The following is a 24453-nucleotide window of genomic DNA, read 5'->3' on the forward strand; positions in this document are numbered from 1 at the left end:
GCAACTAAGCCAGCCATTTTTATCATGGCTGGCTTTTTTCTGTTTTTTAAAGACTGTTTCCGCAAAGATTGTTGCTTTCACCAATGTTGAATAAAGATCCTGTTGCTCTTCGTTCCAGGCGCGCTGACTCCTTCGGGATGCAGCGGGACAGGTGAGACCTAGGTAGAAATGGCCCGAATGAAGGGGCCATTTTACCCCGCAGGAGCCCAGCGACGAGGAGGCTCACCGCACGCCCCGAGGAAAGCGAAGCGCCTGGAACGGAAATCAACAGCATTTTATTATAAAGCCTTAATTAGAAAAACATTTGGTTACCCTTTAGAAAATGGGAGTTTTCTTTCAAATGTATATAATAGCAACAAAGTATTAGAAAAGAGCCTTTTTAAAAACTTTGTAACAATCTCCCTATATCCTCCGTTTAAAAAGAAAATAAATCTGTCATGCATTAGACGGAGGGGAGGGCTCGATGAAGCGTTTCATTCATTATCTGATCAGAGCGGCCTGTCTGCTTGGAGGAGTGGTTTTATTTTTATCGATTCCACGGCTGTTCTATGTGGAAGGCAGAAGGCTGCTCTACGGACCGGAATTTTTTATCCAGTCGCTTGGGGATGTGGCCGGGCAAATAGTTCGGTTTGACCTGGAGCCGGTCATCCTGCAATGGTCCACTTCAAGCATTGCGGAGCGTTACCTTTATACACTTGAGATACTGGGGCTTTCCTTGCTGGCGATGATTCTGGGCGGGATTCTATTAACTGCTTTCTTCGTCATTATGCCACGTAAATTCCAGTCATGGGTGAAGGATATTATCAATTTCAGTGAAGCAATTCCGGATCTATTAATCATTTTCGTGCTGCAGTTTCTCGTAATCTATTTGTACAAAGAGACGGGAATCAAACTGTTCCGTCTTTACGGATTGAGCGAAAAATCGTATATCATGCCAGTGCTGGCTGTCTCGCTGCTGCCATCCTTTTTCATGGCGCAATTTCTGATCAAGCAGATTGAAGAGGAATGGGAGAAGGATTATATCATTTTTGCGAAGTCGAAGGGACTGCATAACCTGACGATTTTTTTAAAACATATCCTGCGCAACATTTTTCCGCTGGCAATCATCCAGTTAAGAACACTCATCTGGGTCCTGCTTTCAAATCTTGTCTTAATTGAATACATCTTTGCGATGCAAGGATTTACTAAGGATCTGGATAATATTTTTACAAAGGAAGCACCTGCAGTTATCATCTTTTGCCTGCTAATGGCCGTGCCAATCCTGCTCGTTGATATACTTGCCCGGGTAACAGCCCGTTTTTACCGGGGAAAGGAAGAGATCCAGTTATGAAAAGTTATACAAAAACTCTCCTCGGTTTCTCATTGATACTCGGCCTGTTAATCGCAAGTATCCTTTATCCGCTATACGGGGATGAGGATTATAATGAGGAGTTCTATATTTATAATGAACAGGGTGACTTAATCGCCAAAGCTCCAACCCCGCCGACACCAGACCACCTGCTGGGCACTGACCGGAATGGCCAGGATATGATCTATATTCATCTTTATGGAGCAAAGTTCACGATTGCTGCAGCGTTTATCATTACGGTTTTAAGAGTGTTAGCCGGGGTATCGACCGGAATAATCATTGCACTGTACCTTCCAAAGCTAAAAATTTATTTCAAGGACCTATTCCTGGGCTTCCGCTTTGTGCCATCACTGATCATCGCCATTTTCATGATGTCGCCCTTCATCGACAGCTACACCGGAGTCCCGGTCTGGATCGTTGCCAGCTATCAAATCGGTGTGCTGACAATCATTGCTTTTCCGGCGATTGTCCTGCTGACGATTGATTATTTGGAGGAAATTCAAAAGAAGTCCTACGTGCTGTCATCCTATTTATTGGGCGCAAGCCGGATTCACGTCTTGAAAAAGCACATATGGCCGTTTCTGAAATCGATTGGACTGCTGATGTTTGTCCAGCAGCTTTACAGCACCCTGGTCATGCTCATGCATCTGGGCATTTTCAAGGCTTATCTGGGAGGGCAGACAAAGGGAGGGATTTTTACAGCGGATGACGGAGTGCCGCCGCCTGAGACACTTTCAAACGAATGGGGAGGCCTGATTGGCCAAAACTTCAAGGTCATGATTCAATACCCATGGATCGTGCTCAGTACGATGTTCTTTTTCTTTATCCTGATTGCCAGCACGAACATGATGAAAAAGGAACTGGAAGGTCACTTAGTATATGAAAATATGGATTTCTTCGGTAAAAGAAAAGCGAAGCAGGAGAAGGAGAAGGAGCCTCAGAAAAAAGACCAGCAGGTGACCACACCATCCTTCCGATTCGTAAACAATAAGCAGAATGAAGCTGGCTTCTAAGGCAGTGATAATTTTACATTTAAAAACCCTGTAAAGAGGACATTTTGAAGTGTCGGCTTACAGGGTTTTTTAGATTAAAGCTTGAATCTTCTTTCCATGGTACCCAAACTAAAATCTGCGATAATGGCAAGCAGGGAGGCCGGGATTGCTCCGACGAAAATCCGGACATCGTTCCTTGAGTTGAGGCCGGAAAATATTTCGCGTCCCAGTCCATCGCCGCCTACAAAAGGTGCGAGTGTCGCAACCCCGACTGCGATGACTGCTGCGATCCGCAAGCCAGCCATGATAAACGGCATTGCCATCGGCAGATGTACTTTCATTAAAAGCTGCCAATAGGTCATCCCGATCCCATGACCGGCTTCCGTAATGGATGAATCAACCTGCTGGAGGCCGACATAAGTATTGCGGATGATAGGCAAAAGCGAGTATAAAAAGAGTGCCGCGACAACCGTATAGAATCCCAGGCCAAAATAGAGCATCAGCAATGCGAGTAATGCTAAACTCGGGATGATCTGAATAATGTTGGCAGCAGACAGGATAACGGGAGCTGCCTTCGGGTATCGATTGCAGAGGATGCCAAGCAAGGTGCCGGCAATCAAGGCCGCTGCCACCCCGAAGACGACCATGAGCAAATGCTGTCCAGTATACACCAACAGCAAATCAGCATTATCTTTTATATAGATAAATAATTCCTTTATGAATGTCATTTTTTTCACTCCAGCTATTTTTTAAGGAGGCCTTCTTTTTGTAAAAATTCCCTTGCTACATCCCGTTCACTTCTATTATTTATATCCACCTCATAATTAAGCCCAGTTATGGTTTGCTCATCAATTTTACCTGTAAGCTCCTCAATAATATCTGTTAATTCGGGATGTTCCTCCAATATCTCATTTCTTGCCACCATTGAAGCATCATAAGGAGGGAAGAAACGCTTGTCATCCTTCAATGTTTTCAGGTTGTATTCTAAAAGCCTTGGGTCTGTAGAATAGGCTAGGACTACATCAACCCTCTTATTGGCAACCGCTTCATAGACCAGGTTGATATCCATGGAATAAGCTTTTTGGAAATCAAAGTGATAGTGCTTTATAAAGGCTGGATAGCCGTCCTGTTTCCGTTCCATCCACGATGAATCAACACCAAACTCCATATCTGACTGATATTTTTGCAAATCGGAGACATTCTTCAGGTTCTTTTCCTTTGCTACATCTTCTCTGACAGTAAGTGCATACGTATTTTCAAATCCCAGCGGATCGAACCATTTAAAATCATAATAGCGGTCAAAACCCTCCTGGGCCTGCTTTAAGACTGCTTCCCGGTCTGTGCTTTGTTTTACAGGGAAAAAATTATTAAAAACAACTCCGGAATACATTAATGACATATCAATATCATCCCGGTCCATGGCTTTTATAATCATTGAGTTGGACAGCAGGTCAGGGATAATATCTACTTTTAAATCTGTGCGATCTTCGATTAATTCTTTATAGATGGCTGCCATTATCTTTGTTTCAGTGTAGGTTGCTGCTCCTATTTTGATTGTATCCTTTGAGCTGCACCCAGAAAGGGATAAAAGCAGCGCCACCATAAATGCAGTAAGAATGGTAATAGCTTTCGGCATAATCTTCTCCCATTATTTATATTTGATCTAAAGGGTTAGCTGTTTATTTTTGCGTGCCAGGAATCCGAGCGTGATGTCCACAATCAGTGCCAGCACAATCGCACTTACGGTACCGGTAAAAATCAGGAAATTATTGTTGTTTGCCATGCCGGCGATAATTAAATCTCCCAATCCTCCTGCCCCGATGAGTGCGGCAAGTGTAGTCCAGCTTATGATATAGACAGTTGTCAGCCGTATTCCTGAGAGTATGAACGGAAATGCCAGAGGCAATTCAATTTTCCATAATCGCATCATCGGACTATACCCGATTCCTCTTGCAGATTCGACGATACCTGCATCCACCTCTTTAATTCCTGCGTACGTATTGCGCAATAAAGGAAGCAGGGAATAGAGGAATAGGGCAAAAATAGCCGGCGTCAAGCCGATTCCCAAAAGGGGAATCAGCATCGCAAGCAGGGCGATGGTCGGGATTGTCTGAAAAACATTTACGATTCCGAATACGAAGCTAGTGAGCGTTCCTTCTTTTATGCGAGTAAGAAGGATCCCTGTCGTTATCGCAACAAGGCATCCAAGGGTAACAGCCACTGCGACGATGAGAAGATGTTCACCTGAGCGGGCCAAAATATCTGGCAGGCGCTGCTGCAAAAAATCAAAATAGTCCTGGATCAGCGTCAATTAAACCACCTCATGTTCACTGGGAAAAATCTCTTCAATCGGGAAGACTTCGGCCATTAACCGCACCATGCTGCCTCTGGTAACGATTCCAACTAATTTTTGTTCCGGAGTCACAACAGGTACATATGGGAGATTATGCTCACTCATATATTCGAGCGCGACGGTAAAAGGAATGTCAGGCTGGACCGTATAGTTGAATGGGAGCATCACATCTCCCAATGTTTTTGATTCGTCCCGGTATTGGCCCAGAACATTTAAAATAGGTGCATAGCCTAGCAGCTTTCGTTTTTGGTCGATGACAATAAGGGAGTCTACCTTCCTTTGTTCCATCAGCTTTAAGGCAGCAGCCAGCCCGCGTTCAGGGTAGGCGGTCGCCGGATTATCTGTCATTACTTCCTTGACTGTTGGTATATCCTGCTGCTCTCTTAATCTATCTTTTCCGATAAACTCTTTGACGAAATCATTTGCCGGGTGCCTTAGAATATAATCTGGAGAACCAACCTGCACGACCTCGCCGTCTTTCATCAGTACGATATTATCAGCAATCTTGATGGCTTCATCCATATCATGCGTAACGAAGACGATTGTTTTCTTCAGCTCCTCTTGTACATTGACAAGTTCATTTTGAAGCTGTTCCCGGCTGATTGGATCGAGGGCACTAAAAGGTTCATCCATCAAAATAATTTCAGGTTCAGCTGCCAGGGCGCGAACGACTCCTACACGCTGCTGCTGGCCGCCGCTCAGCTCTTTCGGCTTTCGATTACGGTAAATTTCCGGATCTAAATGCACCATGGAAAGCAGTTCATCTACTTTTTTCTGGATTTTCTGTTCATCCCATTTTAAGAGTCTTGGAACTGCTGCAACATTATCTGCAATCGACATATGCGGAAAAAGGCCAATGTTTTGGATGACATAGCCGATTCTGCGGCGCAGCTGGACAGCATCTGTTTTTGATATATCTTCATTATTGATATACACTTTGCCACCGGTGGGAGTGATCAGGCGGTTGATCAGCTTCATGGTCGTTGATTTGCCGCAGCCGCTCGGACCGATAATGGCGTGGATTTTTCCTGCCTCGAGCTCAAGATCTATCTGTTTCAATGCTTGAAACCCGTCGTTATACTTTTTAGATACATTCTGAAGCCGTATCATCGTTTTCCTCCATTTTCGCTTGAAGTTGAAAAATTTAGCTAGTAACCAAGCAACTAAGCAAGCTGCTTAGCAGGTTAATACCCTTTTTTCGTATGGCGAAACACTTCTGGCATTGTTTCCCTTTTATTCCCATAGGACAGCAGTAACCAGGAAAAACTTATATATGAAAATATGGATTTTTTAGGTAAAATAAAGCGGGAAGCATCTGAGGATTAAGGTTTGTACTTATAAAAATAGTAATGAAGCAGGTTTCTTGAAGGGGTCGGCCATGAAGATTTTTATCTATATTATTAAAAGAATACTGCTCGCTATACCAAGCCTAGCCTTGACCTCTATGGTTATTTTTTTTCTGTTCATGATGATGCCAGGCGTTATGGGTACCGATTTTGACCTGGGATTCATTTGGATGGAATATAAAAAGTGGATCGTTCAGTTTTTAACAGGGGAATTGGGGAAGTCTTCGTATTATCGTGTGGACGTGGCTGTCGTCCTGAATGAAAAGATGCAGAACACACTGGTGCTGGGGATTGCTTCTTTACTGATTACCTATGTTCTCTCATTTTTCATGGGACGGTACGCCGGCCGGAACCCGAATTCCCTCGGAGATCGGTTCATTAGCGGCGTTAATTATACAGGCCTGTCACTGCCGATGATTGTCGTGGCGGTATATTCTATATATCTCTTTTCCTTTGAACTGAACTGGTTTCCTTCAAATGGATCTGTCGATATCACCGTGCCAGAGGGGACCCTCGAATATTGGCTCGATCGGCTGCACCACCTGATTTTGCCTGCCTGTGTCCTTGGAGTAGTGGGAACGGCTACCTATACACAATTTCTCAGGGATGATATTGTCGACAACAGCCAGAAGGAATATGTCCGCACAGCAAGAGCGATCGGCATATCGGAAAAAAGAATCTACAACATCCATATTTTAAAAAATTCATTGATTCCAGTTATCACATACTTTGGAATCGATATGGTGAATATCGTGAATGGCGCAATTATTGTGGAAACGATTTTCACCTATCCCGGCCTTGGCCAGCTATTTATCAAATCCATCAATATGAGGGATTTTGCGATGGTCATGAACTTGACCATGCTCTTTTCGACAATCACCATCATCGGCAACCTGATCGCGGATATATTGTACGGCGCAGTCGATCCGCGGATAAAAGTAGATTGATGATGGTAACCTAATAGGGTAAGTTTTTTTGTATCCAAATTAATTTACTAACAAATTATTTAAACCCCTGTTGCTCTTCGTTCCAGGCGCGTAGACTCCTCCGAAAATGCTGCCGCATTTCCATCGTGCGTGGGTAGGTTCGAGGAAGCTATTCAAAGTCCTGCGGGATCAGCGGCCAAGGTGAGACCCCGCAGGAGCAAAGCGACGAGGAGGCTCACTTGACGCCCCGCGGAAAGCGAAGCGCCTGGAACGGAAATCAACAGACTATTTTTATAGCTAAAGTCCTAGTTTAAAATATTTAGTCTATAGAATTAATATTTGGTATGATAGAAATGTATTGAATTAAAGGAGGTATTTACCAATGTATGATGTAGTTATTATCGGTGCTGGCCCAGCTGGCGGCAGCGCAGCGATTTTTACGGCTAAGGCAGGCAAGAAAACAGTCGTTCTCGACAGCAACAAAAGCGTAACGAAGCGTGCGTGGGTTGAAAATCATTATGGCGTTTCTGAAGTAACTGGTCCTGATCTTGTTGAGACAGGCATCAGCCAGGCGAAGAAATTTGGTGCTAAGTTTGTTGAAACGACTGTGACATCTGTAAGCAAGACTGAAAGCGGTGTCAAGGTCGCTACAGAAAACGGCGAGTACGAAGCGAAGCATGTCATCCTGGCAACAGGCATGATGACAGATGTGGCTGAAGCATCCGGCCTTGCAACGAAGGATGGTACAGAGCCAAGAATCAAGACTATTTTTGACGTCGATGCTGCTGGCAAGACGAATGTGGATGGCGTTTGGGCTGCAGGAACATGCGCTGGCGTCAGCATGCACACCATCATCACGGCTGGTGATGGCGCAAAGGTCGCGATTAACGTTATCAGTGAATTGAACGGCGAACGCTATGTTGACCACGATGTTTTAAAAGCATAATCAAAAGAAAAAGCCTTGCAGATTATTTCCTGCAAGGCTTTCCTCTTATTACTCGCTATAATTGAATTGCTCTTCGATTTTGCCATCCTCATCATGGATATAAGCCATTGTCCCAGCCTCTTCGGCCAGCCTTTTCGCTTCGTTCACAGCATCTGACCTTGAGTCGGTTGTGAATTCAGGATCATCTTGTCCTTCTTTTTTAACAGCCCAGCCCTCATCGTCGTGAGGCACGGCATGGAATCTCGCGTCATCCGTCCCAGCGCGGTCCTTGAAGTAATCCTCGCGTTCCATTCCATTATCGTTTTTCTGTGCCATGATTTTACCTCCTCTATCCAAGTTGATTATCAGCCTACAGATTGTTTTTACCCCTGTAAATTCGCTGAAAAACAAAGTGGAATACAAGAAAGATTTCCAATAAAGGTAAATTATTACGATTTTAAAATGACTGAATTTAAAAAAGGAATATGTCTTGATGTTCATTAAATGTTTTCAGTAAAACAGGTAACCGGCATTTTTTAAGCATAGAAGAAACGGCTTTATAACAGTTCTTATGACCATACAAGCAAAAAAATCGCCCGAGGATGGTCTTAATAAGGGTTCTTAGGACCATCCAGACAAAGAAACCACCCCGAGGATGGTCTTAATAAGGGTTCTTAGGACCATCCAGGCAAAGAAACCACCCCGAGGAAGGTCTTAATAAAGGTTCTTAGGACCATCCAGACAAAAAAATCCCGCGAGGATGGTCTTAATAAAGGTTCTTAGGACCATCCAGGCAAAAATATCACCCTGAGGATGGTCTTCATGCATTTAATATTGGTTTGTCCACATACAAAAACAGAGTCCAATAGCGGATCTCTGTTAAAAAAGCCTTTCATCATATTCGGGTGGAACCTGATTCCCGTCTTTCCTTGGATAGGATACCTGAACAAGTCCATCGAAGAAATTGACTTGAATCGAAGCAGAGTCTGTCGGCTCAGGGAGCGGGATGACTCGCTCAAAATCACCATAGTACCGTTCTTTTTTCACTTCCATATCCGCCGGGAAAAATGGAACTGTTTTGCCTTTGACCACTAAGGCGGATTTCTGCCTTAAGGATATGGAAAGATCATCCCGATTGATGCCGGGGAGTTCGATGATGATACAAACCGAAGATTGATTCTGGTAAATATCATATAAAGGGAAGGCATCGTCTGCCTTTATTACTTTTTCAGGCAGCGAATGGCTGAAAAGATTTCTCCAAAAATCATTTTTCTGATATTGGCCAGTCAATTCAATCCAATTTCTTATTTTATCAATATCCATGACTGCCCTCCATTCTTACACATACGACTTATATCTGGTTGGCTACCGGAATTGAAGGGTTGGCGATTTGGTCCTGATCGCTAAAGTCTGGATCAAAAACACCTGTATTCAGCAATGAAGATGCTGGCGCAAAATCACCCAGGGAAAAATTGACTCCGAAATTTTTGCTGTTGGCAGTATGACTGTTATGGACGGTAGGCCCTACATCAACATTCCCGTTATTCGCAATCCCGTTTACCTTGATATTAAAGATATTAATTTGATAAGGCATAGAAAAACTCCTTATATTTATTTGTGAAGCTGACTACATTACTCAAGAATTCAGAAATCCGAAAACTCTGCATCTATAGGATTGGTTCATCGCGTGGTAATAGTGGAACTCCTTGATAAGTGGAATCAGCAGTTGCAATTGCAGCTTGATCATTTACATCAGGATCTATATAGACATTATCCATCAACGCTTCTGCCGGGGACGTATCTCCATAAGAAGAATTGATACCTTGTGATTTATCATTGGCAGTATGGCTGTTATGGGTTCCGGGACCTATTGTGATCGAACCGTTTCCTGAGATACTGTTCACTTTGAAATAAAACAAGTTGATCGTAATTGACATGTTTTTTCATCCTTATTACGTCTTTGAGGTACTATATGCGTACTCTTGCCTAGATGTTCGTGCCGAGGATGCCAGTGGACAGCCTGCATGGCTACGAAGCTGTTGATATCAAATTGCCAATCACTGTAAAAGAAGGGCAAGCGCGGTCTTAGAATGAAACTTAAAACAGCCAGAAACCCGGGTATAGCCCAAGCCAGCGAAAAATAAGATGTAATGATATTGTCTTTGCCTGGAACTGTTTTTCCTTAAAAAGGTTTACGGGATATGAACAATAAACTGGTGGAGGTTATGCCATGGCAGTAGTAAAGCATACAGAAGCAGATATCGATTTGCTGGCGCGGCTGTTGCGGGCGGAGGCTGAGGGTGAGGGCCAGCAGGGGATGCTGATGGTCGGCAACGTCGGAATCAACCGGATCAGGGGCAATTGCTCGGATTTCAAAAATTTAAGGACGATTCCGCAAATGGTTTATCAGGAACACGCCTTCGAGGCTGTGCAGAAGGGTTATTTTTACCAGCGGGCAAGAGAAGTTGAAAAGAGGCTGGCAAGGCGGGCGGTAAAAGGAGAACGAATCTGGCCGTCAAAATTCAGCCTGTGGTATTTCCGTCCACCCGGCGAATGCCCGCCAACATGGTACAATCAGCCGCTTGCAGGGCGTTTCAAGCTTCATTGCTTTTACGAACCGACTGGGGAAGAATGTGAGAATATCTATAATACCTTTTAAACAGCTGCGGCTGCCTGAAAACGGCAGTCTATTTTTATTTTCAAATATATTGACAGTTAAAACCAACAGTATTAAAGTTAAAAAGGTTAATAGTTAAACAGTTGAACAGTTAAACAAGAGAATAAGTTTGTGAAGGGGTGAATATATAAATATGTGTGAAAAATCAATCAAGGAAATGGTCGACCATTATATCAATCTTTCCTTTTCCGTAAATAAGATTGCCGAAGGACTCGTGAAAGAACAGATCAGTTCAGACCTGACAAATGACCAGCACTACACATTGAGATACATCAACAAGGTTGAAACCTGCACATCCTCTGAGCTCGCTGAAGTTTTTGATGTCAAAAAAAGCGCGATTACCGCCATCATTACCCGGATGTGGGAAAAGGGGCTGATCCAGCGAACGCGCGATGAGAATGACCGCCGTGTTGTGTATTTGACGATGACTGACAAGGGAAGAGCGCTGTTCCAGGAAACGGAGGAAAAAATTCAGGATCTGGTTGAATCTTTTATCACCCGGTTCGATCAGAGTGAAATCCTTCAATTCCTGAATACCTATGAAAAACTGAACGAAATTTTACTAGAAAGAAAGAGTAAGGTGGAATAAACGTGAACTTTATCATTAAACAGAAATGGTTTGTGATCATCGTATGGATTTTGGCAGCTGTCGGACTCTTTATGGCAGCACCGAACATGGCCGATTTGGTTCGTGAAAAAGGGCAGATTACCGTGCCTGACGAATATTCATCCACTCTTGCCGGCAAAATCATGGACGATGTCCGGAAGCAGGAAGGCGGCGGAGATGAAACAAGTGTCGCCCTTGTCTTCCATAGTGAGAAAAAACTGACCCAGGATGAAATAAATCAAGCAGAAAAAGCGATTCGCGAGCTTGAAAAAAAGAGTGAAGAGATCGGGATCACAGACATTCTGACTCATTTTAACGAAGAGAGCCTGAAGGACCAGCTCGTTTCAGAGGATGGAAAATCAATCTTGTCACAGGTGACCGTCAGCTGGAACGACCGTGAACCTGAGGAAGTAAGCAAGCTTCTGTACGAAGCGATCGAAGATGTGAAAGTCGACCATTACTACACAAGCCAGTGGCTGATCAATGAGGACTTGATGAACAGCTCCCAAGAGGGTGTCAAAAAGACAGAGGGAATTACCGTCGTCTTTATCCTTGTCGTCCTGCTGCTTGTGTTCAGGTCAATTATCGCGCCAATCATACCGCTTGTGACAGTTGGTTTTGCGTACCTTGTTTCGCAATCGGTAGTGGCTGTCCTCGTTGATAAAATGGATTTCCCATTATCGAATTACACACAGATATTCCTTGTTGCCGTACTGTTCGGGATCGGAACAGACTACTGCATCTTGCTGTTAAGCCGTTTTAAAGAAGAACTGGCGCATCATGAAAGCGTAGGGGCAGCGATCGTTGCTACTTATAAAAATGCCGGCCGTACAGTATTTTTCAGCGGAATTGCCGTAATGATCGGTTTCGCTGCGATTGGCTTCTCGCAGTTTATCCTGTATCAATCCGCTGCAGCCGTAGCGATTGGCGTAGCGTTCCTATTGCTTGGACTATTCACGATTGTGCCATTTTTCATGGCGGTTTTGGGCCAAAAGATTTTCTGGCCATCGAAAAGCAGTGCTGAGCACGGCGAAAGCAAATTGTGGGGAGTGGTTGGCAGCTTCTCGCTAGCACGTCCATTGGTTTCATTACTGATTGTCGCAGCCGTTTGTGTTCCATTCCTCGTTGCCTATGATGGAAAGCTCAGCTACAACTCATTGGATGAAATCGGCGATGATGTAAATTCAATCAAAGCCTTTAATGCGATTGCCGACAGCTTTGGTCCTGGTGAATCGATGCCGACACAGGTCATTTTGAAAAACGATGAAAGAATGGATTCAGCAGAATACATCGAACTGGCGGAAAAAATCAGCCAGGAGCTGGAGAAGGTTGACCTGGTCGAAAATGTCCGTTCAGTGACAAGGCCGACTGGCGAACCAATTGAAGACTTCTTCGTATCCAAGCAGGCTGAAACATTGGAGTCCGGCCTTGGAGAAGGAAAGGAAGGTCTTGAAAAAATCAGCGAAGGCCTCCAGGAAGCGGAGAGTGAGCTGTCAAAATCAGAGCCTGAATTAACTGGTGCTGCTGACGGCATCAATCAATTGATTACTGGTACAACTGAAATCAAGTCAGGTTTAGGAGAAATCCAGACGAACCTTGCGAAAATCGAAAACGGCATCCGCCAGGGCTCGGCAGGGTCTGACCAGATCAAGGCTGGATTGGCAGAGGCGAAGGCCGGGGCGGAACAGCTTTTAAGCAATTACAAAAAGCTGCAAGAAGGTTATGTTCAAGCTAGCAGCGGTTTGACAGCATTAAATAGTCAATATGCTGGTGTCAGTGAAGGTCTGACTGAGCTATCGAAAAAATTAGAGGAAACAAATAATAATTTATTTGCTTATTTGGAAGCTCGGGATGGTACTTTGAAAACCGATACACAGTATCAAGCATTGAAAGGTGGCCTCGTTGTTCTTCAAGGAAAAGTAGGGGAAGCTTCAGGCGGAATTGACGAGATCAATAAATACCTAACGGGAATCATTTCAGGTATGGATGAAGCGAATAGCGGTTTTGGCCAAATACTTGCCAAACAAGAAGAGTTTGCCCCTGGCCTCCAGAAGCTAATCGACGGTATCGACCAGCAGCAAAAAGGCCTGGATCAGCTGGCAAACGGTCAGGGACAGATTGTTGACAACTTCCCTAAATTGACGAATGGATTGAATGGCATAAACGCTGGCCAGCAGCAGCTTCTTGCAGGTTTCGGCGGTCTTGGCGGCCAATTGAGCCAGCTGACGGACGGATTGGGCCAGAGTGCTGATGGCTTGAACCAGGTATCAGAGGGTCTAGGTTCAGCGCAAGATTACCTTGCCGGCTTGTCAGAATCAAATGCGAACAGCATTTACCTGCCTGAAGACGCACTGGAAAATGAAGATTTTGCACAGGTTTTTGATGTGTATATGTCAGACGACCGCAAAGTCATGACAATGGATGTTATTTTTGAAGAAAACCCTTATTCAAATGAGGCGATTGCCCAGGTGGATGAAATCAAGGCTGCTGTTGAACGGGCAACGAAGGGTACGAAGCTTGAAAACGCAGAAGTTGCAATTGGCGGTATCACGAGCACAAATGCCGACCTTAATACGATGTCAGAACAGGATTACTCCCGTACAGTCGTATTGATGCTTCTGGGAATCGGCATCATCCTTGTGTTCCTGTTCCGTTCCCTGATCATGCCGATCTATATCATCGGCTCTCTGATCTTGACATACTATACGTCCATGGCGATCAACGAAGCGATTTATGTAAACCTTCTTGGATACTCAGGCATCAGCTGGGCGGTTCCGTTCTTTGCCTTTGTCATCCTGGTCGCGCTTGGCGTAGACTACAGTATTTTCTTGATGGACCGATTCAATGAATATAAGGATCTCTCTGTATCAGAAGCTATGCTCCTATCAATGAAAAAGATGGGAACCGTCATCATTTCCGCAGCCGTCATCCTTGGCGGAACATTCGCGGCGATGATGCCATCCGGCATGCTGTCACTGCTGCAGATCGCATCCATCCTGCTTGTTGGCCTATTCCTGTATTCGTTTGTCATGCTGCCATTGTTCATCCCGGTATTGGTGAAAAACTTCGGCGAGGCAAACTGGTGGCCATTTAAAAGAGCATAACTATAGCAAAAGGCTGTCCAATTGGGCAGCCTTTTTGCTATTTGGTCAGCAGCCATCAGGACCGCAATATAATCCATTGCCGTCAGACTCATCCGGCTTGTCTTTTTCCAATTCTGCAAGGATGATTTGTTCGAGCGCTTCCTTTGACCGCAATCCCGGCACGTTCCTGTTCCCAATGACCATTGTCGGAACAGCAGCAATGTCTACTTCATTATAAGCATGACTCAGTGCTTTTTGATGTGCTTCTTTATACTTGCGAGACTCAAGCGCTTCGCGGTATTCCGATTCATCCAGCCCGATTTCACCTGCCAGTTTCGTGAGCACCTCAATATCTCCAATATCTAGCCCTCTTTGGAAAAAAGCTCTCAGGATATGCTCATTATATTCATTGCCCTTGCCTGATTCCTTTGCAAACTGATACCCTTCAAAAGCCATGTGGGTATATGGCTGAGGTGAAACATCAGGCAGTACAATCTTAATGCCCATCCGCTCCGCCATTGGATAAACGGACTGCTTCCACGTGCTTTGCAAATAATGCTCTTCGGGTTTGAGTGTCTTGTTTGGATATGGCCTCAATTCAAAAGGCATCCATTCCAGTTCCACATCTTTCCCTTTAATTGCTTCCTTCAGCGGAGCCTCCGCCAAGAAACAGTATGGTCATACATAATCAGAGTAGATTTTAATTTTTAAAGTCATAAATGCCTCCTTATATACAATAAAATCTGCACATGATAATATGGTCTGTTTGATTTTTTACCTTTATGCAGGGGAGATAAACTTTTTGCTTTATTAATAACGGTTTTAATACTGTAGCACTGTTGATAAGTATATAGGTAAAAGGGAAGTGACAATAATTTGCAGGAAAGACCGAAAACCTATGTTTTGAGAGATATTGCCATATTTTTAATAAACTAGTAAAGTATGAGTATTAACCATAAAGGGGATAGAATATTGCGTATATCTAATCTGGTTTTTTCAAATGAAGAGGTGAAATTTTAACAAGAATAGGAGATTAACATGACAACCAATCTATTTCGCGGACAATTTCTAAAGCTTACAGCCAAAAGGGACGGAGACACTGAAATCATCGCCAGTTGGGATGAGGATCCTGAATATCTTCGCAACGTTGATACGGATATTGCCAGGCCGAGACCTCAGGAGAGCTTTGAAGGCGAGGGAGAACCAAGCTCGAACAGCTTCTACTTCCGATTAAGGACCATCGAGGAGGACAGGCTGGTAGGCTTTGTCGTCATCCACAGTATCGAGTGGAATAATAGGGCAGGGATGCTGGCAATCGGAATTGGCGATGCCAGCGACAGGAATAAAGGATATGGCTCCGATGCACTGAAATTGATCCTGCGATATGCCTTCCATGAATTGAACTTGCACCGCGTCGGCCTCGACGTTATTGAATACAATGGCGGAGCGGTCCGTGCTTATCAAAAAGCAGGCTTCCAGATCGAAGGCAGAATGAGGCAAGCTGTTAATCGTGACGGGAAAATCCATGACCGGATCATAATGGGGATTTTGCGTCCCGAGTGGGAAGAATTGAATAAGTAAGGGGAAAAGCCAGTCTGTGCTGAATAAGTGCAAGCTGGCTTTTTTGTTCAAAATAAAAGCTGTGCAGAAAGCTCTTATCTGCACAGCTTGTTTTATTATTCAGATGCGGGCTTCAGATTCTTTCTTGCAAATCTGGTTAGAACAAGTTTATCGAATGCCAGGCCCAAGATCCCGCCAATCACAGCAGGGAGCAGCCAGCCGAGTCCCTCTGCATAAAGCGGAAGTGCCTTCAGCATAGACGCAAGAGCTTCTGATTCGATGCCAAATGATTTCAGGCCATCAATGATGCTTACCATTCCAGCTGCGAAAACAGCACCAACATATACACCCTTTGAACCCTTGAGGAAGCGGTCAAATAACGATAATACGACAAGTACTATGGTTATTGGGTAAAGAACGATCAGGACTGGAACAGAAATCGAAATGATTTGGTTCAATCCAAGGTTTGCAATTACAAGGCTGACTAGTGTAACAATCAATGTAAAGGTCTTGTAGGAAACCTTTGGCATCATTTTCGCGAAGAACTGGCTTGTCGCCGAAACAAGACCAACCGCAGTTGTGAAGCAGGCAAGTGTTACAATCAGTCCTAGCAGCAGCATGCCCGGTGTGCCGAACATCAGCTTGGCTGCTTCTGTCAAAATTGTTCCGCCATTATCATAAGTTCCAACAGATGCCATTTTTGCACCAAGAAGGCCAACGGTTACATAGACAAAAGCAAGCCCAGCACCGGCGATGATCCCAGCTTTCACTGTTTCCCTGACAATCTGCTTTCGTTCAAGCGATTTTTTCTGCTGGATTGCGCCAATCACGACTATACCAAAAGCTAGAGCAGCAATCGTATCCATCGTCAGATATCCCTCGAGGAAGCCCGTGAAAAATGGAGCAGCTTCATACTTTTCAGACACTTGCCCTAATGCTCCGTCCAGTTTGAAAATGCTGCCCAGTACAAGAAGGACGATAGCAGCCAGAAGTACAGGCGTTAAAATGGCTCCGATTCGTTCCACCATTTTTGACGGATTCAAGCAAACCCAGTAAACAAGCGCGAAGAACACTATTGTAAAGGCCAGCAAAATCATGGAGCTGGATCCTGTGCTTCCCAGGAATGGTTTTACCGACATTTCAAAAGCAACATTGGCGCTGCGGGGAATTCCGAAGAATGGCCCGATCGATAAATAAACTGCTGCACTGAAAACGACTGCAAAAACGGGGTGTACCCTGGAGCCGAGCTCAGCAATTCCATCCTTTGCCATCGAGATGACAACTACGCTTAAAAGCGGGAGGCCAACCCCGGTAACAACAAATCCAAGCATTGCCGGCCAGAAATTCGCTCCGGCTTCCTGTCCTAGAAATGGAGGGAAAATCAAGTTCCCTGCCCCAAAGAATAATGCAAATAGCATAAGTCCGATCGTTAATGTTTCTCTTCCTTTTAAGCTTCCCATCCTTTTTCTCCTCCTGAAAAGTTATTTGGCACTGAGAGTATAGGAAATCCGGAACGGAATGTTATCCATTGAAAAATAAAAACTCGTCCCACAAATTAGGGACGAGTTGTGCTCGCGTTACCACCCTGATTCCGCATAAATATGCGGCTCTCATCAACGTACCATCATACGTGTTCCTTTTAACGGTGGACGGACCGGCAAAAGCTTACTGAATTCAGCTTTGCATCTCAGAGATGATGGCCTTTACAACCTGAACGCCGGCTTTCAGCAAAGCACCGGCTCTCTGGGGAACAGCTTTTATAAAGGACTTGTTCTCGTCATCGATTTTATTATTCTAAAATCATTTACATGAACTATAATAATATTCAGACAATAATATGTCAATACTAAAAAGTATGTAATTTTTTACTTAGAAAATACTGTCTTTTAAAATTGATTTACCTAGGTGGCACATTCCATATTACAATGAAGGTAGACATGTCGGACACAAAATGGAGTTTAAAAATGAATCTAAAAAAACTGGAAGCTTTCATAATGGTTGTGGAAAAGAACAGTTTTTCAGAAGCTGCTGCGGCACTGAAAAGCTCTCAGCCAACAGTCAGCCTTAAAATCAAGAGCCTAGAGGAAGATTTGGGGATCGAACTGCTCGACAGGGGAGCGGCTGGCATTCGCCCTACTCCTGCAGGAATGCTTGTGTATACTGCTGCAAAGGATATTTCAAAAAGATGGACTAGCCTTGAAGATGAGCTGAGGGAGTTCGAGGGCACCCTTACCGGAACATTGACTGTTGGAGCCAGTACAATTCCAGGTACGTACCTCCTGCCAGGATGGATCAAAACATTCCGCAATCTTTATCCGAAGGTAGAGGTAAGGGTTGAGATCGGGGATTCGAGGAAGGTGCTGGACAAAATCCACGCTAACCAGGTGGATGTTGGAATTATTGGTCTGAAAGAAGATATCAGGCTGATGATAAGCAAGCCGATAGCTGCTGATTCTCTCGTACTGATCACACCTGTTGGGCATCCGTTGGCAGAATCGCAGGAAACTGGATTCGCTGATTTAAAGCAATATGAATTCGTGATGAGAGAAGAAGGCTCGGGAACAAGGAAGATGATGGAGGAATACCTGGCCGTGAACGGGATATCGCCCACCGATATTAGAACGGCCATATCCATGGGCAGCACTGAAGCTGTCATCGCGGCCGTCGAAGCCGGTCTGGGCATCAGCTTCATCTCCAGGCTGGCAGCACAGCCAGCAGCCAAAGCCAAACGCATCCAAATCATCGACCAATTCGAGCCATACCAAAGAGCATTCTACCTCGTCACCCAGGCAGACAACCAAAACCGCACCATCATCAAACAATTCGCAGAAACAATAACCACCCCTTTACCACTTTAAAGCACCGGGGGTCAGACCCCCGGCACGGTAATGCGGTGAAGCGGTGGGGGTCAGACCCCCACTAGTGTGATGCGTTAATGCGGCAAGGTGAGGGCTCCATTGTATTTTGCGAGTTTGATAGAAAGAGCTGATGACATTTTGGAATTTTCATTTTATTATAGTGATAAGCAGGAAAGGGGCGGTTTGGATGCAGGTGAAGGTGTTTGCGAATCTCAGGCAGATTTGCGGCGGCGTGACAGTCGAAGTGAAGCCTGATGGAGATCGGGTCATTGATGTTCTGGACAAGATGGTTGAAATGTTTCCAGACTTGGATGATGAAATTTTTAATGAGGAAAGGAAACTCAAGCCTTTCGTCCATGTTTATATAAATGGCCGGAATATCGTCCATGATCAGGAGCTTGAAACATTGGTGAAGGATACTGACCAATTCGCACTGTTTCCTCCAGTAGCTGGCGGCTGATGGGATGGTTGATAAAATACTGGAGTTTCGAGGCATCAACCTCAAACATCTCGGCACTTATTTTGAAGAGCTGGGCGGGAAGCTGCAAACAGATTCTTTTCCATATATTTATGTAGGAGATAGCTGGAAAGCGGAAATCCTGAGCGAGGAAGAGATTGCTTTCACCAAGACATTTGTCGTGAACGCTGTACATATACGATTTACTGCTAATAGTCCGGATGAACTGGAACAGCTCATTAAGAATTACCGTTATAAAACAACCCGTGTCGGCGGGTGATAGAGAAGAGGCCATGGCATAATTAGCTGTGGTCTCTTTTTTAATTGGAAAAAATCAAGCGTTTTTTCCAATTCGTCGATATATTACTGATTTTCGTCGATAAAATTGATATTTCGTCGATATATTAATAAATTCGTCGATATCCATCCAGTTTTCGTCGATATAATCACAAAATCGTCGATATAAATTTTTTAGCGCCATTACCAGCAGACAATAGCTTAGGTTAAGGATCATTCTGTTACATAATTGGAAGGTAAGCGTCAATTTGATCCCAAATTTCATGGATTCTATCACTTTTAGATTGCTGGTAGCTCAGTATCCGTTCCCATGCTCCGCCACAGTGATCCTATCAAACTTAAATTGATGGAAGCACTGGGTACGTCCCCGTGCTCCGACGATTTCGCCAGATTCGAAAAAAGAGCTTTAAAATAAATGCTCAATTCAACTCTGTTCACCTGCCGCTCTCCACTAACTTGCCAAAATTCTGCATCAAAAACAAAAAACCAGGCAAAATCGCCTGGTTTCCGCAAAGATTTCTAATAAAATGCTCCAAACTGGGGCCGAGGCCACAGCCACGGAAACATAAATTAAACCTGTTCAGGAGCAGGAGTAGCAGACTCGTCAATGATTCCTAGCTCGCGAAGCTTTTGCTCAGGAACGACGCCATCTACCCAGCCGCGAACCTTGTAGTAGTCTTCCAGCATGATATCCATGCGGCTGACCATGCCTGCGCTGTTTCCGGATGCGCCTTCTTCAGTGAAGCGCTTAGGAAGGAAGTCGTCCTCACGCTTATTGAAGCCAGCAAGGTTATTGTAGTAACGCTCAAGGTTATAGATCCTTTCGCCTGCAAGCATCACGTCCTCTGCAGTCATTGGGATGCCTGTCATTGTGCTGTATTGCTCAGCATAGTGCTCGGCATTTTCAGAGAATGAAGAGAACTTACAGATATTCATAGAGTCAGAGAATGAAAGCAGGTTCTGGAATACATTAAGAAGCTCTGCTTTGCCCTCTGCCACAGTGCGGTCAGTCGGCTCAGGAATGCCGGCGATTTCTGACGCAATTGTATAGCCGCGAAGGTGGCAGGCACCACGGTTGCTAGTTGCGTAGCCAAGGCCGATACCCTGGATGCCGCGTGGGTCGTAAGCCGGGATGGACTGGCCTTTAACGGACATTGAGAACTCCGGAACGCCCCATGCAGCAGTTGCGCGGGCAGGACCTTCAGCAAGGATTCCGCCGAAGCCTTCACGGAACGCGATTTTGCGCGCGATCTCGATCATGCCGTCAGCATCGCCCCAGTCAAGCTTCTCGTCAACAAGCCCTTTTTCATAGGCTTCCATTGTAACGGAGATTGCATGCCCTAGCTCGATTGTATCCATTCCATATTCATTGCAGATATCGATTAAGTATGCGATTGCTTCTGAATCTGATAGTCCGCTGTTCGCTCCAAGAGCCCATGCAGATTCAAACTCAAAGCTCTCAACGCGAGTCTTGTATTTACCCTCTTTAACTTCAACCTCGATCTTACAGCCAACAGGGCAAGCATGGCATGTATTGTTCGCTACAAGCAGGTGCTCGTTTACCCACTCGCCGGAGTGCTTTTCCGCTTCATCCCAGTGAGTCAACTGTGAGTTGCGGGTTGGAAGCGCTCCCACTTCATTGATCAGGTTTGTAAGTACATTTGTACCATATACGGAAAGTCCGCCTTTGTTAGGGGCAGTCAAGCCGCCTTCAAGAATCGCTTTAACGGCTTTCTTGTTCGCCTGGTTGTACTCATCCTTCTGTGCCGGCTCAGGCATATTGCCTTTTTGAGCAGCCTTGATAACAATCGCCTTCAATTTCTTGTAGCCTGCAACAGCACCAGTGCCGCCGCGTCCAGCTGCGCGGTCATGCTCGTTCATGAAACCTGCGAAGCGCACGCCATTTTCGCCAGCCTGGCCGATTGTCATTACACTAAGGTTATCTTCGCCGTAACGGTCCTTCATAGCCTGGACAGTCGCGCGTGTGCTTAATCCCCATAATTCTGAAGCATCGCGTACCTCTGCCTGGCCATTTTCGATGTAAAGGTAAACAGGCTTGTCGCTCTTGCCTTTGAAAATGATGTTGTCAACTCCGGCCCACTTAAGGCGGGCAGCCGTCCAACCGCCCATATGGGAGTCAGTTACTGTGCCAGTAAGCGGCGACTTTGTCACAACCGCAAGGCGTCCGCTCATCGAAGAACGAGAGCCAGTGACAGGACCCGTCATGATACATAGGATATTGTCTTCAGATAAAGGCTCCACCTCTGGACCATTGTCCAATACATATTTAACGCCAAGACCGCGTCCGCCGATGTACTTTCTTGCATCGTCTTCATTGATGCTTCTGTACCCAACAGTGCCATTTGTCAAATCAACCAGAACTTCCTTGTTTTTAAATCCCCCAAGATTCATCTTAACTAATCCACCTCTTCCATTTTCAATTTAATATAAAATTAGCCAAGAGGGTCCTGAAATCCTCTTAATATTAAGTATAGTTAAAATTTTTAATAAAAAAAAGCTTTATTTAAAGATATAATCGAATTAGAAATGAGGGATGTTCATGACAGAAATGGAGCGTTATTCGCGGCAAATTTTATTTCAGCCCATCGGCATGGAAGGCCAGCAGAAACTATTGAATAGTTCTGCGGTCATCGTTGGCATGGGTGCGCTTGGGACGGTCATTTCCAACCACCTTGTCCGTTCCGGAGTCGGCCATGTCCGGATCATCGATCGTGACCTGGTCGAGCTGTCCAACCTCCAGCGCCAGACGCTTTATGATGAGGACGATGCGCGTGAAAGCCTGCCGAAGGTTATCGCGGCGGAAAAAAAGCTGAACAAAATCAATTCCGGGGTGAAAGTGGAGCCTATTATCGCGGACCTCACGCTGGACAACGCGGAGGATTTGCTTTCAGGGTTCGATGTGATTGTCGACGGCACGGACAATTTCATGGCCCGCTACTTAATCAATGATGTCGCCGTCAAGCATGGAATTCCATGGGTATACGGCGGCGCGGTCAGCTCACGGGGAATGTTCGCGGTCATCAAGCCTGGGGAAACGCCTTGCTACAGATGCCTGTTCCCGACCGTGCCTGCAGGTCTCGGTGAAACATGCGACAGCATCGGCGTCCTATCACCGATAACGGATATCATCGGTTCTTTTGAAGCAGTGGAGGCACTCAAGCTGCTTGTCGGTGCCGAGACGGACCCAAATCTTGAGCAAATGGATATTTGGTTCAGCTCCTTCCTGCAGATGGATGTCAGCAATGGACGCAATGCCGAATGTCCTGCCTGCGTCCACCATCAATATGAATTTCTGGACCGATCGTCACAACAGCAAATTAACTTTGCATCGTTATGCGGCCGGAACACCATCCAGATCAACCCGCGTCAAAAAACAAAGACAGATTTGCAGAAGCTTGCAGATCGCCTGAAGAACAATGGCCAGATAAAGGGCAACCCTTTCCTGCTGCGCTTCATGCCGGATGACGAGATCACGATGGTGATTTTTCAGGACGGCAGGGTCTTGGTCCATGGCACGAACGACACGGTAAAAGCAAAATCCTATTACGCTAGATATCTAGGTTCCTAAACGATCAATAAGGGGGAGATGGAATTGGCAATCTATCTGGAAGAATTAAAGTCGATTGTTGGCGGCGCCAACGTATCAGTGAATGAATCCATCCTGGAGCTGCACAGCAGGGATGAGTCGTCACACACTCCCTGCATGCCGGACGCGGTTGTTTTTCCGCAGACGAAGGAGGATGTAAGCCGGATACTGAAATTTGCCAATGAACGCAAAATCCCGGTTGTGCCATTCGGGCTTGGCACAAGCCTGGAAGGGCACGTGATTCCGGTTCATGGCGGTATTTCACTCGACTTATCCCAGATGAATAGCATTCTCGAAATCAAGGAAAATGATTTTCTTGTAAAAGTTCAGCCTGGTGTCACGAGGACGATGCTGAACAAAGAGCTGAAGAAATATGGCTTATTTTTCTCTGTCGATCCGGGAGCAGATGCGACACTTGGCGGGATGGCCGCAACGAATGCCAGCGGCACCACATCCGTCCGCTATGGGATCATGCGCGACCAGGTCAGGGATCTTGAAGTCGTCCTCGCAAATGGTGACATCATCCATACCGGCGGGCTCTCGGCCAAATCCTCATCGGGAATACACCTTAACGGGATGTTCGTCGGTTCTGAAGGCACGCTTGGCGTCATTACGGAATTGACGCTGAGGGTTTATGGGATACCTGAGGCGATAACTGCTGCAAGAGCAGTTTTTCCGTCTGTAAAAAATGCAGTCGATGCAGTTGTCGCTATTTTATCCGCAGGCATCCCCGTTGCCCGAATTGAATTTGTCGATGCTGAATCGATTGAAAAAGTGAATCAGTATATGGATACAAGCTATGAAGTCAGCACGACGCTCTTCATGGAATTCCATGGAAATGAAGCGGGACTTGCACAGGACTTGGAGTTTGCCTCGGAAATTGTCCAGGACCATGGCTGCACAAGCTTCCAGTTTGAAGCTGACTCCAAGGCCCGCAACCAGCTATGGGAGGCAAGGCATAACCTGCTTTACGCCTACAAGCATAAAGCAGGCCACAAAAGCATCATGCTCACAGATGTCAGCCTGCCGATTTCCGAATTGACCGGAGCAATTCTCCATACGCGGGAGTTGATCGATGCCTCCTCCATAGAAGGAGCAATTGTCGGCCATGTCGGTGACGGCAACTATCACGTCCTCCTCCTGATCGATAAAAACAACCCACAGGAGGTTACAGACGGGAACTCCATAAATGAGGCAATTGTCCACTACGCCCTGGAAAGAGGCGGGACATGTACCGGAGAGCATGGAGTCGGTCTGGGGAAAACCAAATACCAGCGCCTTGAGCACGGCCAGGCCTATGAAGTGATGAAACTGTTAAAAAGGACGCTCGATCCAAACGGCATCCTTAATCCGGGGAAGATCTTCATTGATTAGTAAAAATTAACTTAGCAATACATATAAATAATGCAAACACAGG

Annotated in this window: 24 protein-coding genes and 1 other annotated feature; of the genes, 13 read left to right on the forward strand and 11 right to left on the reverse strand. The window is 45.4% G+C overall.

From position 1 onward, the window contains the following. Positions 1-463 precede the first annotated feature (463 nt). Complete coding sequence (locus AC3EBE_RS11305; protein ID WP_488595132.1) at positions 464-1330, forward strand: ABC transporter permease subunit; 867 nt, start codon at positions 464-466, stop codon at positions 1328-1330. After that, complete coding sequence (locus AC3EBE_RS11310) at positions 1327-2361, forward strand: ABC transporter permease (protein WP_488595133.1); 1035 nt, start codon at positions 1327-1329, stop codon at positions 2359-2361. The genes AC3EBE_RS11305 and AC3EBE_RS11310 overlap by 4 nt, the downstream gene beginning before the upstream one ends. Before the next feature lie 74 nt (positions 2362-2435). Here the strand turns inward: AC3EBE_RS11310 and AC3EBE_RS11315 are convergent, their stop codons facing one another. From AC3EBE_RS11315 to AC3EBE_RS11330, 4 genes are read right to left on the reverse strand one after another with little or no spacing between them, the layout of a single operon-like run. Next, positions 2436-3068, reverse strand: coding sequence for an ABC transporter permease (locus AC3EBE_RS11315; protein ID WP_488595134.1), 633 nt, complete (start codon positions 3066-3068; stop codon positions 2436-2438). 14 nt (positions 3069-3082) lie between these two features. Then, on the reverse strand, positions 3083-3976 hold the full coding sequence (locus AC3EBE_RS11320) for a glycine betaine ABC transporter substrate-binding protein (protein ID WP_488595135.1): 894 nt from the start codon (positions 3974-3976) through the stop codon (positions 3083-3085). Positions 3977-4003: 27 nt separating this feature from the next. After that, positions 4004-4651 carry an ABC transporter permease gene (locus tag AC3EBE_RS11325; protein ID WP_488595136.1) on the reverse strand — a complete coding sequence of 216 codons (648 nt, stop codon included), beginning with the start codon at positions 4649-4651 and terminating at the stop codon, positions 4004-4006. After that, complete coding sequence (locus AC3EBE_RS11330) at positions 4652-5803, reverse strand: ABC transporter ATP-binding protein (RefSeq protein WP_488595137.1); 1152 nt, start codon at positions 5801-5803, stop codon at positions 4652-4654. Positions 5804-6071: 268 nt separating this feature from the next. Here AC3EBE_RS11330 and AC3EBE_RS11335 point away from each other — a divergent pair, with 268 nt between their 5' ends. Together AC3EBE_RS11335 and AC3EBE_RS11340 are read left to right on the forward strand one after the other, a co-directional pair. Beyond that, positions 6072-6986 (forward strand): ABC transporter permease, encoded by a 915-nt coding sequence (locus AC3EBE_RS11335; protein WP_488595138.1) that lies wholly within the window; start codon positions 6072-6074, stop codon positions 6984-6986. A gap of 361 nt (positions 6987-7347) precedes the next feature. Next, positions 7348-7911: an FAD-dependent oxidoreductase gene (locus AC3EBE_RS11340; RefSeq protein WP_488595139.1), complete on the forward strand. Its 564-nt coding sequence runs from the start codon at positions 7348-7350 to the stop codon at positions 7909-7911. Positions 7912-7959: 48 nt separating this feature from the next. On the opposite strand, the gene AC3EBE_RS11345 is transcribed toward AC3EBE_RS11340, so the two are convergent. The 4 genes from AC3EBE_RS11345 to AC3EBE_RS11360 form a co-directional block, all read right to left on the reverse strand. Then, positions 7960-8226: a DUF2188 domain-containing protein gene (locus AC3EBE_RS11345; protein ID WP_488595140.1), complete on the reverse strand. Its 267-nt coding sequence runs from the start codon at positions 8224-8226 to the stop codon at positions 7960-7962. A gap of 543 nt (positions 8227-8769) precedes the next feature. After that, a complete protein-coding gene (locus AC3EBE_RS11350) occupies positions 8770-9213 on the reverse strand; it encodes an Hsp20/alpha crystallin family protein (protein ID WP_488595141.1) in 444 nt (147 codons plus the stop codon). 28 nt (positions 9214-9241) lie between these two features. Beyond that, on the reverse strand, positions 9242-9484 hold the full coding sequence (locus AC3EBE_RS11355) for a spore germination protein (RefSeq protein WP_488595142.1): 243 nt from the start codon (positions 9482-9484) through the stop codon (positions 9242-9244). Positions 9485-9557: 73 nt separating this feature from the next. Further along, the gene (locus AC3EBE_RS11360) at positions 9558-9827 is read right to left on the reverse strand and encodes a spore germination protein (RefSeq protein ID WP_488595143.1); all 270 of its coding nucleotides are present in this window, start codon (positions 9825-9827) and stop codon (positions 9558-9560) included. Between the two features lie 293 nt (positions 9828-10120). Here AC3EBE_RS11360 and AC3EBE_RS11365 point away from each other — a divergent pair, with 293 nt between their 5' ends. From AC3EBE_RS11365 to AC3EBE_RS11375, 3 genes are all read left to right on the forward strand, one after another. Then, positions 10121-10549 (forward strand): cell wall hydrolase, encoded by a 429-nt coding sequence (locus tag AC3EBE_RS11365; protein WP_488595144.1) that lies wholly within the window; start codon positions 10121-10123, stop codon positions 10547-10549. Between the two features lie 151 nt (positions 10550-10700). Next, a complete protein-coding gene (locus AC3EBE_RS11370) occupies positions 10701-11156 on the forward strand; it encodes a MarR family winged helix-turn-helix transcriptional regulator (RefSeq protein WP_488595145.1) in 456 nt (151 codons plus the stop codon). A 2-nt stretch (positions 11157-11158) separates the two neighbouring features. Then, positions 11159-14278 carry an MMPL family transporter gene (locus AC3EBE_RS11375; protein ID WP_488595146.1) on the forward strand — a complete coding sequence of 1040 codons (3120 nt, stop codon included), beginning with the start codon at positions 11159-11161 and terminating at the stop codon, positions 14276-14278. Between the two features lie 45 nt (positions 14279-14323). On the opposite strand, the gene AC3EBE_RS11380 is transcribed toward AC3EBE_RS11375, so the two are convergent. After that, positions 14324-14974, reverse strand: a complete 651-nt coding sequence (locus tag AC3EBE_RS11380; RefSeq protein ID WP_488595147.1) for a DsbA family oxidoreductase — start codon at positions 14972-14974, stop codon at positions 14324-14326. A gap of 321 nt (positions 14975-15295) precedes the next feature. Here AC3EBE_RS11380 and AC3EBE_RS11385 point away from each other — a divergent pair, with 321 nt between their 5' ends. Next, positions 15296-15838: a GNAT family N-acetyltransferase gene (locus tag AC3EBE_RS11385; RefSeq protein WP_488595148.1), complete on the forward strand. Its 543-nt coding sequence runs from the start codon at positions 15296-15298 to the stop codon at positions 15836-15838. Positions 15839-15933: 95 nt separating this feature from the next. Here the strand turns inward: AC3EBE_RS11385 and brnQ are convergent, their stop codons facing one another. Next, complete coding sequence (brnQ, locus tag AC3EBE_RS11390) at positions 15934-17277, reverse strand: branched-chain amino acid transport system II carrier protein (protein WP_488595149.1); 1344 nt, start codon at positions 17275-17277, stop codon at positions 15934-15936. Between the two features lie 94 nt (positions 17278-17371). Continuing rightward, positions 17372-17607: a binding site (T-box leader), on the reverse strand. A 174-nt stretch (positions 17608-17781) separates the two neighbouring features. Here brnQ and AC3EBE_RS11395 point away from each other — a divergent pair. The 3 genes from AC3EBE_RS11395 to AC3EBE_RS11405 all read left to right on the forward strand — a co-directional run bounded on the left by AC3EBE_RS11395 (position 17782) and on the right by AC3EBE_RS11405 (position 19412). Beyond that, positions 17782-18675, forward strand: coding sequence for a selenium metabolism-associated LysR family transcriptional regulator (locus AC3EBE_RS11395; protein ID WP_488595150.1), 894 nt, complete (start codon positions 17782-17784; stop codon positions 18673-18675). 187 nt (positions 18676-18862) lie between these two features. Then, the gene (locus tag AC3EBE_RS11400) at positions 18863-19135 is read left to right on the forward strand and encodes a ubiquitin-like small modifier protein 1 (RefSeq protein ID WP_488595151.1); all 273 of its coding nucleotides are present in this window, start codon (positions 18863-18865) and stop codon (positions 19133-19135) included. Between the two features lie 4 nt (positions 19136-19139). Beyond that, positions 19140-19412 (forward strand): MoaD-like domain-containing protein, encoded by a 273-nt coding sequence (locus AC3EBE_RS11405; RefSeq protein ID WP_488595152.1) that lies wholly within the window; start codon positions 19140-19142, stop codon positions 19410-19412. 587 nt (positions 19413-19999) lie between these two features. Here AC3EBE_RS11405 and AC3EBE_RS11410 read toward each other — a convergent pair. Next, positions 20000-21841 (reverse strand): aldehyde ferredoxin oxidoreductase family protein, encoded by a 1842-nt coding sequence (locus tag AC3EBE_RS11410; RefSeq protein ID WP_488595153.1) that lies wholly within the window; start codon positions 21839-21841, stop codon positions 20000-20002. A gap of 148 nt (positions 21842-21989) precedes the next feature. On the opposite strand from AC3EBE_RS11410, the gene AC3EBE_RS11415 reads away from it, so the two are divergent. Beyond that, positions 21990-23018 carry a ThiF family adenylyltransferase gene (locus AC3EBE_RS11415; RefSeq protein WP_488595154.1) on the forward strand — a complete coding sequence of 343 codons (1029 nt, stop codon included), beginning with the start codon at positions 21990-21992 and terminating at the stop codon, positions 23016-23018. Positions 23019-23042: 24 nt separating this feature from the next. Further along, positions 23043-24410 (forward strand): FAD-binding oxidoreductase, encoded by a 1368-nt coding sequence (locus AC3EBE_RS11420; protein ID WP_488595155.1) that lies wholly within the window; start codon positions 23043-23045, stop codon positions 24408-24410. The last annotated feature ends 43 nt before the right edge of the window (positions 24411-24453 follow it).

The organism is Mesobacillus sp., assembly GCF_057785455.1.

What these genes read in the sequence shown, in the direction of transcription:
- AC3EBE_RS11305 (WP_488595132.1), top strand. Translation starts at nt 464, where the DNA reads ATGAAGCGTTTCATTCATTATCTGATCAGAGCGGCCTGTCTGCTTGGA.
- AC3EBE_RS11310 (WP_488595133.1), top strand. Translation starts at nt 1,327, where the DNA reads ATGAAAAGTTATACAAAAACTCTCCTCGGTTTCTCATTGATACTCGGC.
- AC3EBE_RS11315 (WP_488595134.1), bottom strand. Translation starts at nt 3,068, where the DNA reads ATGACATTCATAAAGGAATTATTTATCTATATAAAAGATAATGCTGAT.
- AC3EBE_RS11320 (WP_488595135.1), bottom strand. Translation starts at nt 3,976, where the DNA reads ATGCCGAAAGCTATTACCATTCTTACTGCATTTATGGTGGCGCTGCTT.
- AC3EBE_RS11330 (WP_488595137.1), bottom strand. Translation starts at nt 5,803, where the DNA reads ATGATACGGCTTCAGAATGTATCTAAAAAGTATAACGACGGGTTTCAA.
- AC3EBE_RS11335 (WP_488595138.1), top strand. Translation starts at nt 6,072, where the DNA reads ATGAAGATTTTTATCTATATTATTAAAAGAATACTGCTCGCTATACCA.
- AC3EBE_RS11340 (WP_488595139.1), top strand. Translation starts at nt 7,348, where the DNA reads ATGTATGATGTAGTTATTATCGGTGCTGGCCCAGCTGGCGGCAGCGCA.
- AC3EBE_RS11345 (WP_488595140.1), bottom strand. Translation starts at nt 8,226, where the DNA reads ATGGCACAGAAAAACGATAATGGAATGGAACGCGAGGATTACTTCAAG.
- AC3EBE_RS11350 (WP_488595141.1), bottom strand. Translation starts at nt 9,213, where the DNA reads ATGGATATTGATAAAATAAGAAATTGGATTGAATTGACTGGCCAATAT.
- AC3EBE_RS11355 (WP_488595142.1), bottom strand. Translation starts at nt 9,484, where the DNA reads ATGCCTTATCAAATTAATATCTTTAATATCAAGGTAAACGGGATTGCG.
- AC3EBE_RS11360 (WP_488595143.1), bottom strand. Translation starts at nt 9,827, where the DNA reads ATGTCAATTACGATCAACTTGTTTTATTTCAAAGTGAACAGTATCTCA.
- AC3EBE_RS11365 (WP_488595144.1), top strand. Translation starts at nt 10,121, where the DNA reads ATGGCAGTAGTAAAGCATACAGAAGCAGATATCGATTTGCTGGCGCGG.
- AC3EBE_RS11370 (WP_488595145.1), top strand. Translation starts at nt 10,701, where the DNA reads ATGTGTGAAAAATCAATCAAGGAAATGGTCGACCATTATATCAATCTT.
- AC3EBE_RS11385 (WP_488595148.1), top strand. Translation starts at nt 15,296, where the DNA reads ATGACAACCAATCTATTTCGCGGACAATTTCTAAAGCTTACAGCCAAA.
- brnQ (WP_488595149.1), bottom strand. Translation starts at nt 17,277, where the DNA reads ATGGGAAGCTTAAAAGGAAGAGAAACATTAACGATCGGACTTATGCTA.
- AC3EBE_RS11395 (WP_488595150.1), top strand. Translation starts at nt 17,782, where the DNA reads ATGAATCTAAAAAAACTGGAAGCTTTCATAATGGTTGTGGAAAAGAAC.
- AC3EBE_RS11400 (WP_488595151.1), top strand. Translation starts at nt 18,863, where the DNA reads ATGCAGGTGAAGGTGTTTGCGAATCTCAGGCAGATTTGCGGCGGCGTG.
- AC3EBE_RS11405 (WP_488595152.1), top strand. Translation starts at nt 19,140, where the DNA reads ATGGTTGATAAAATACTGGAGTTTCGAGGCATCAACCTCAAACATCTC.
- AC3EBE_RS11410 (WP_488595153.1), bottom strand. Translation starts at nt 21,841, where the DNA reads ATGAATCTTGGGGGATTTAAAAACAAGGAAGTTCTGGTTGATTTGACA.
- AC3EBE_RS11415 (WP_488595154.1), top strand. Translation starts at nt 21,990, where the DNA reads ATGACAGAAATGGAGCGTTATTCGCGGCAAATTTTATTTCAGCCCATC.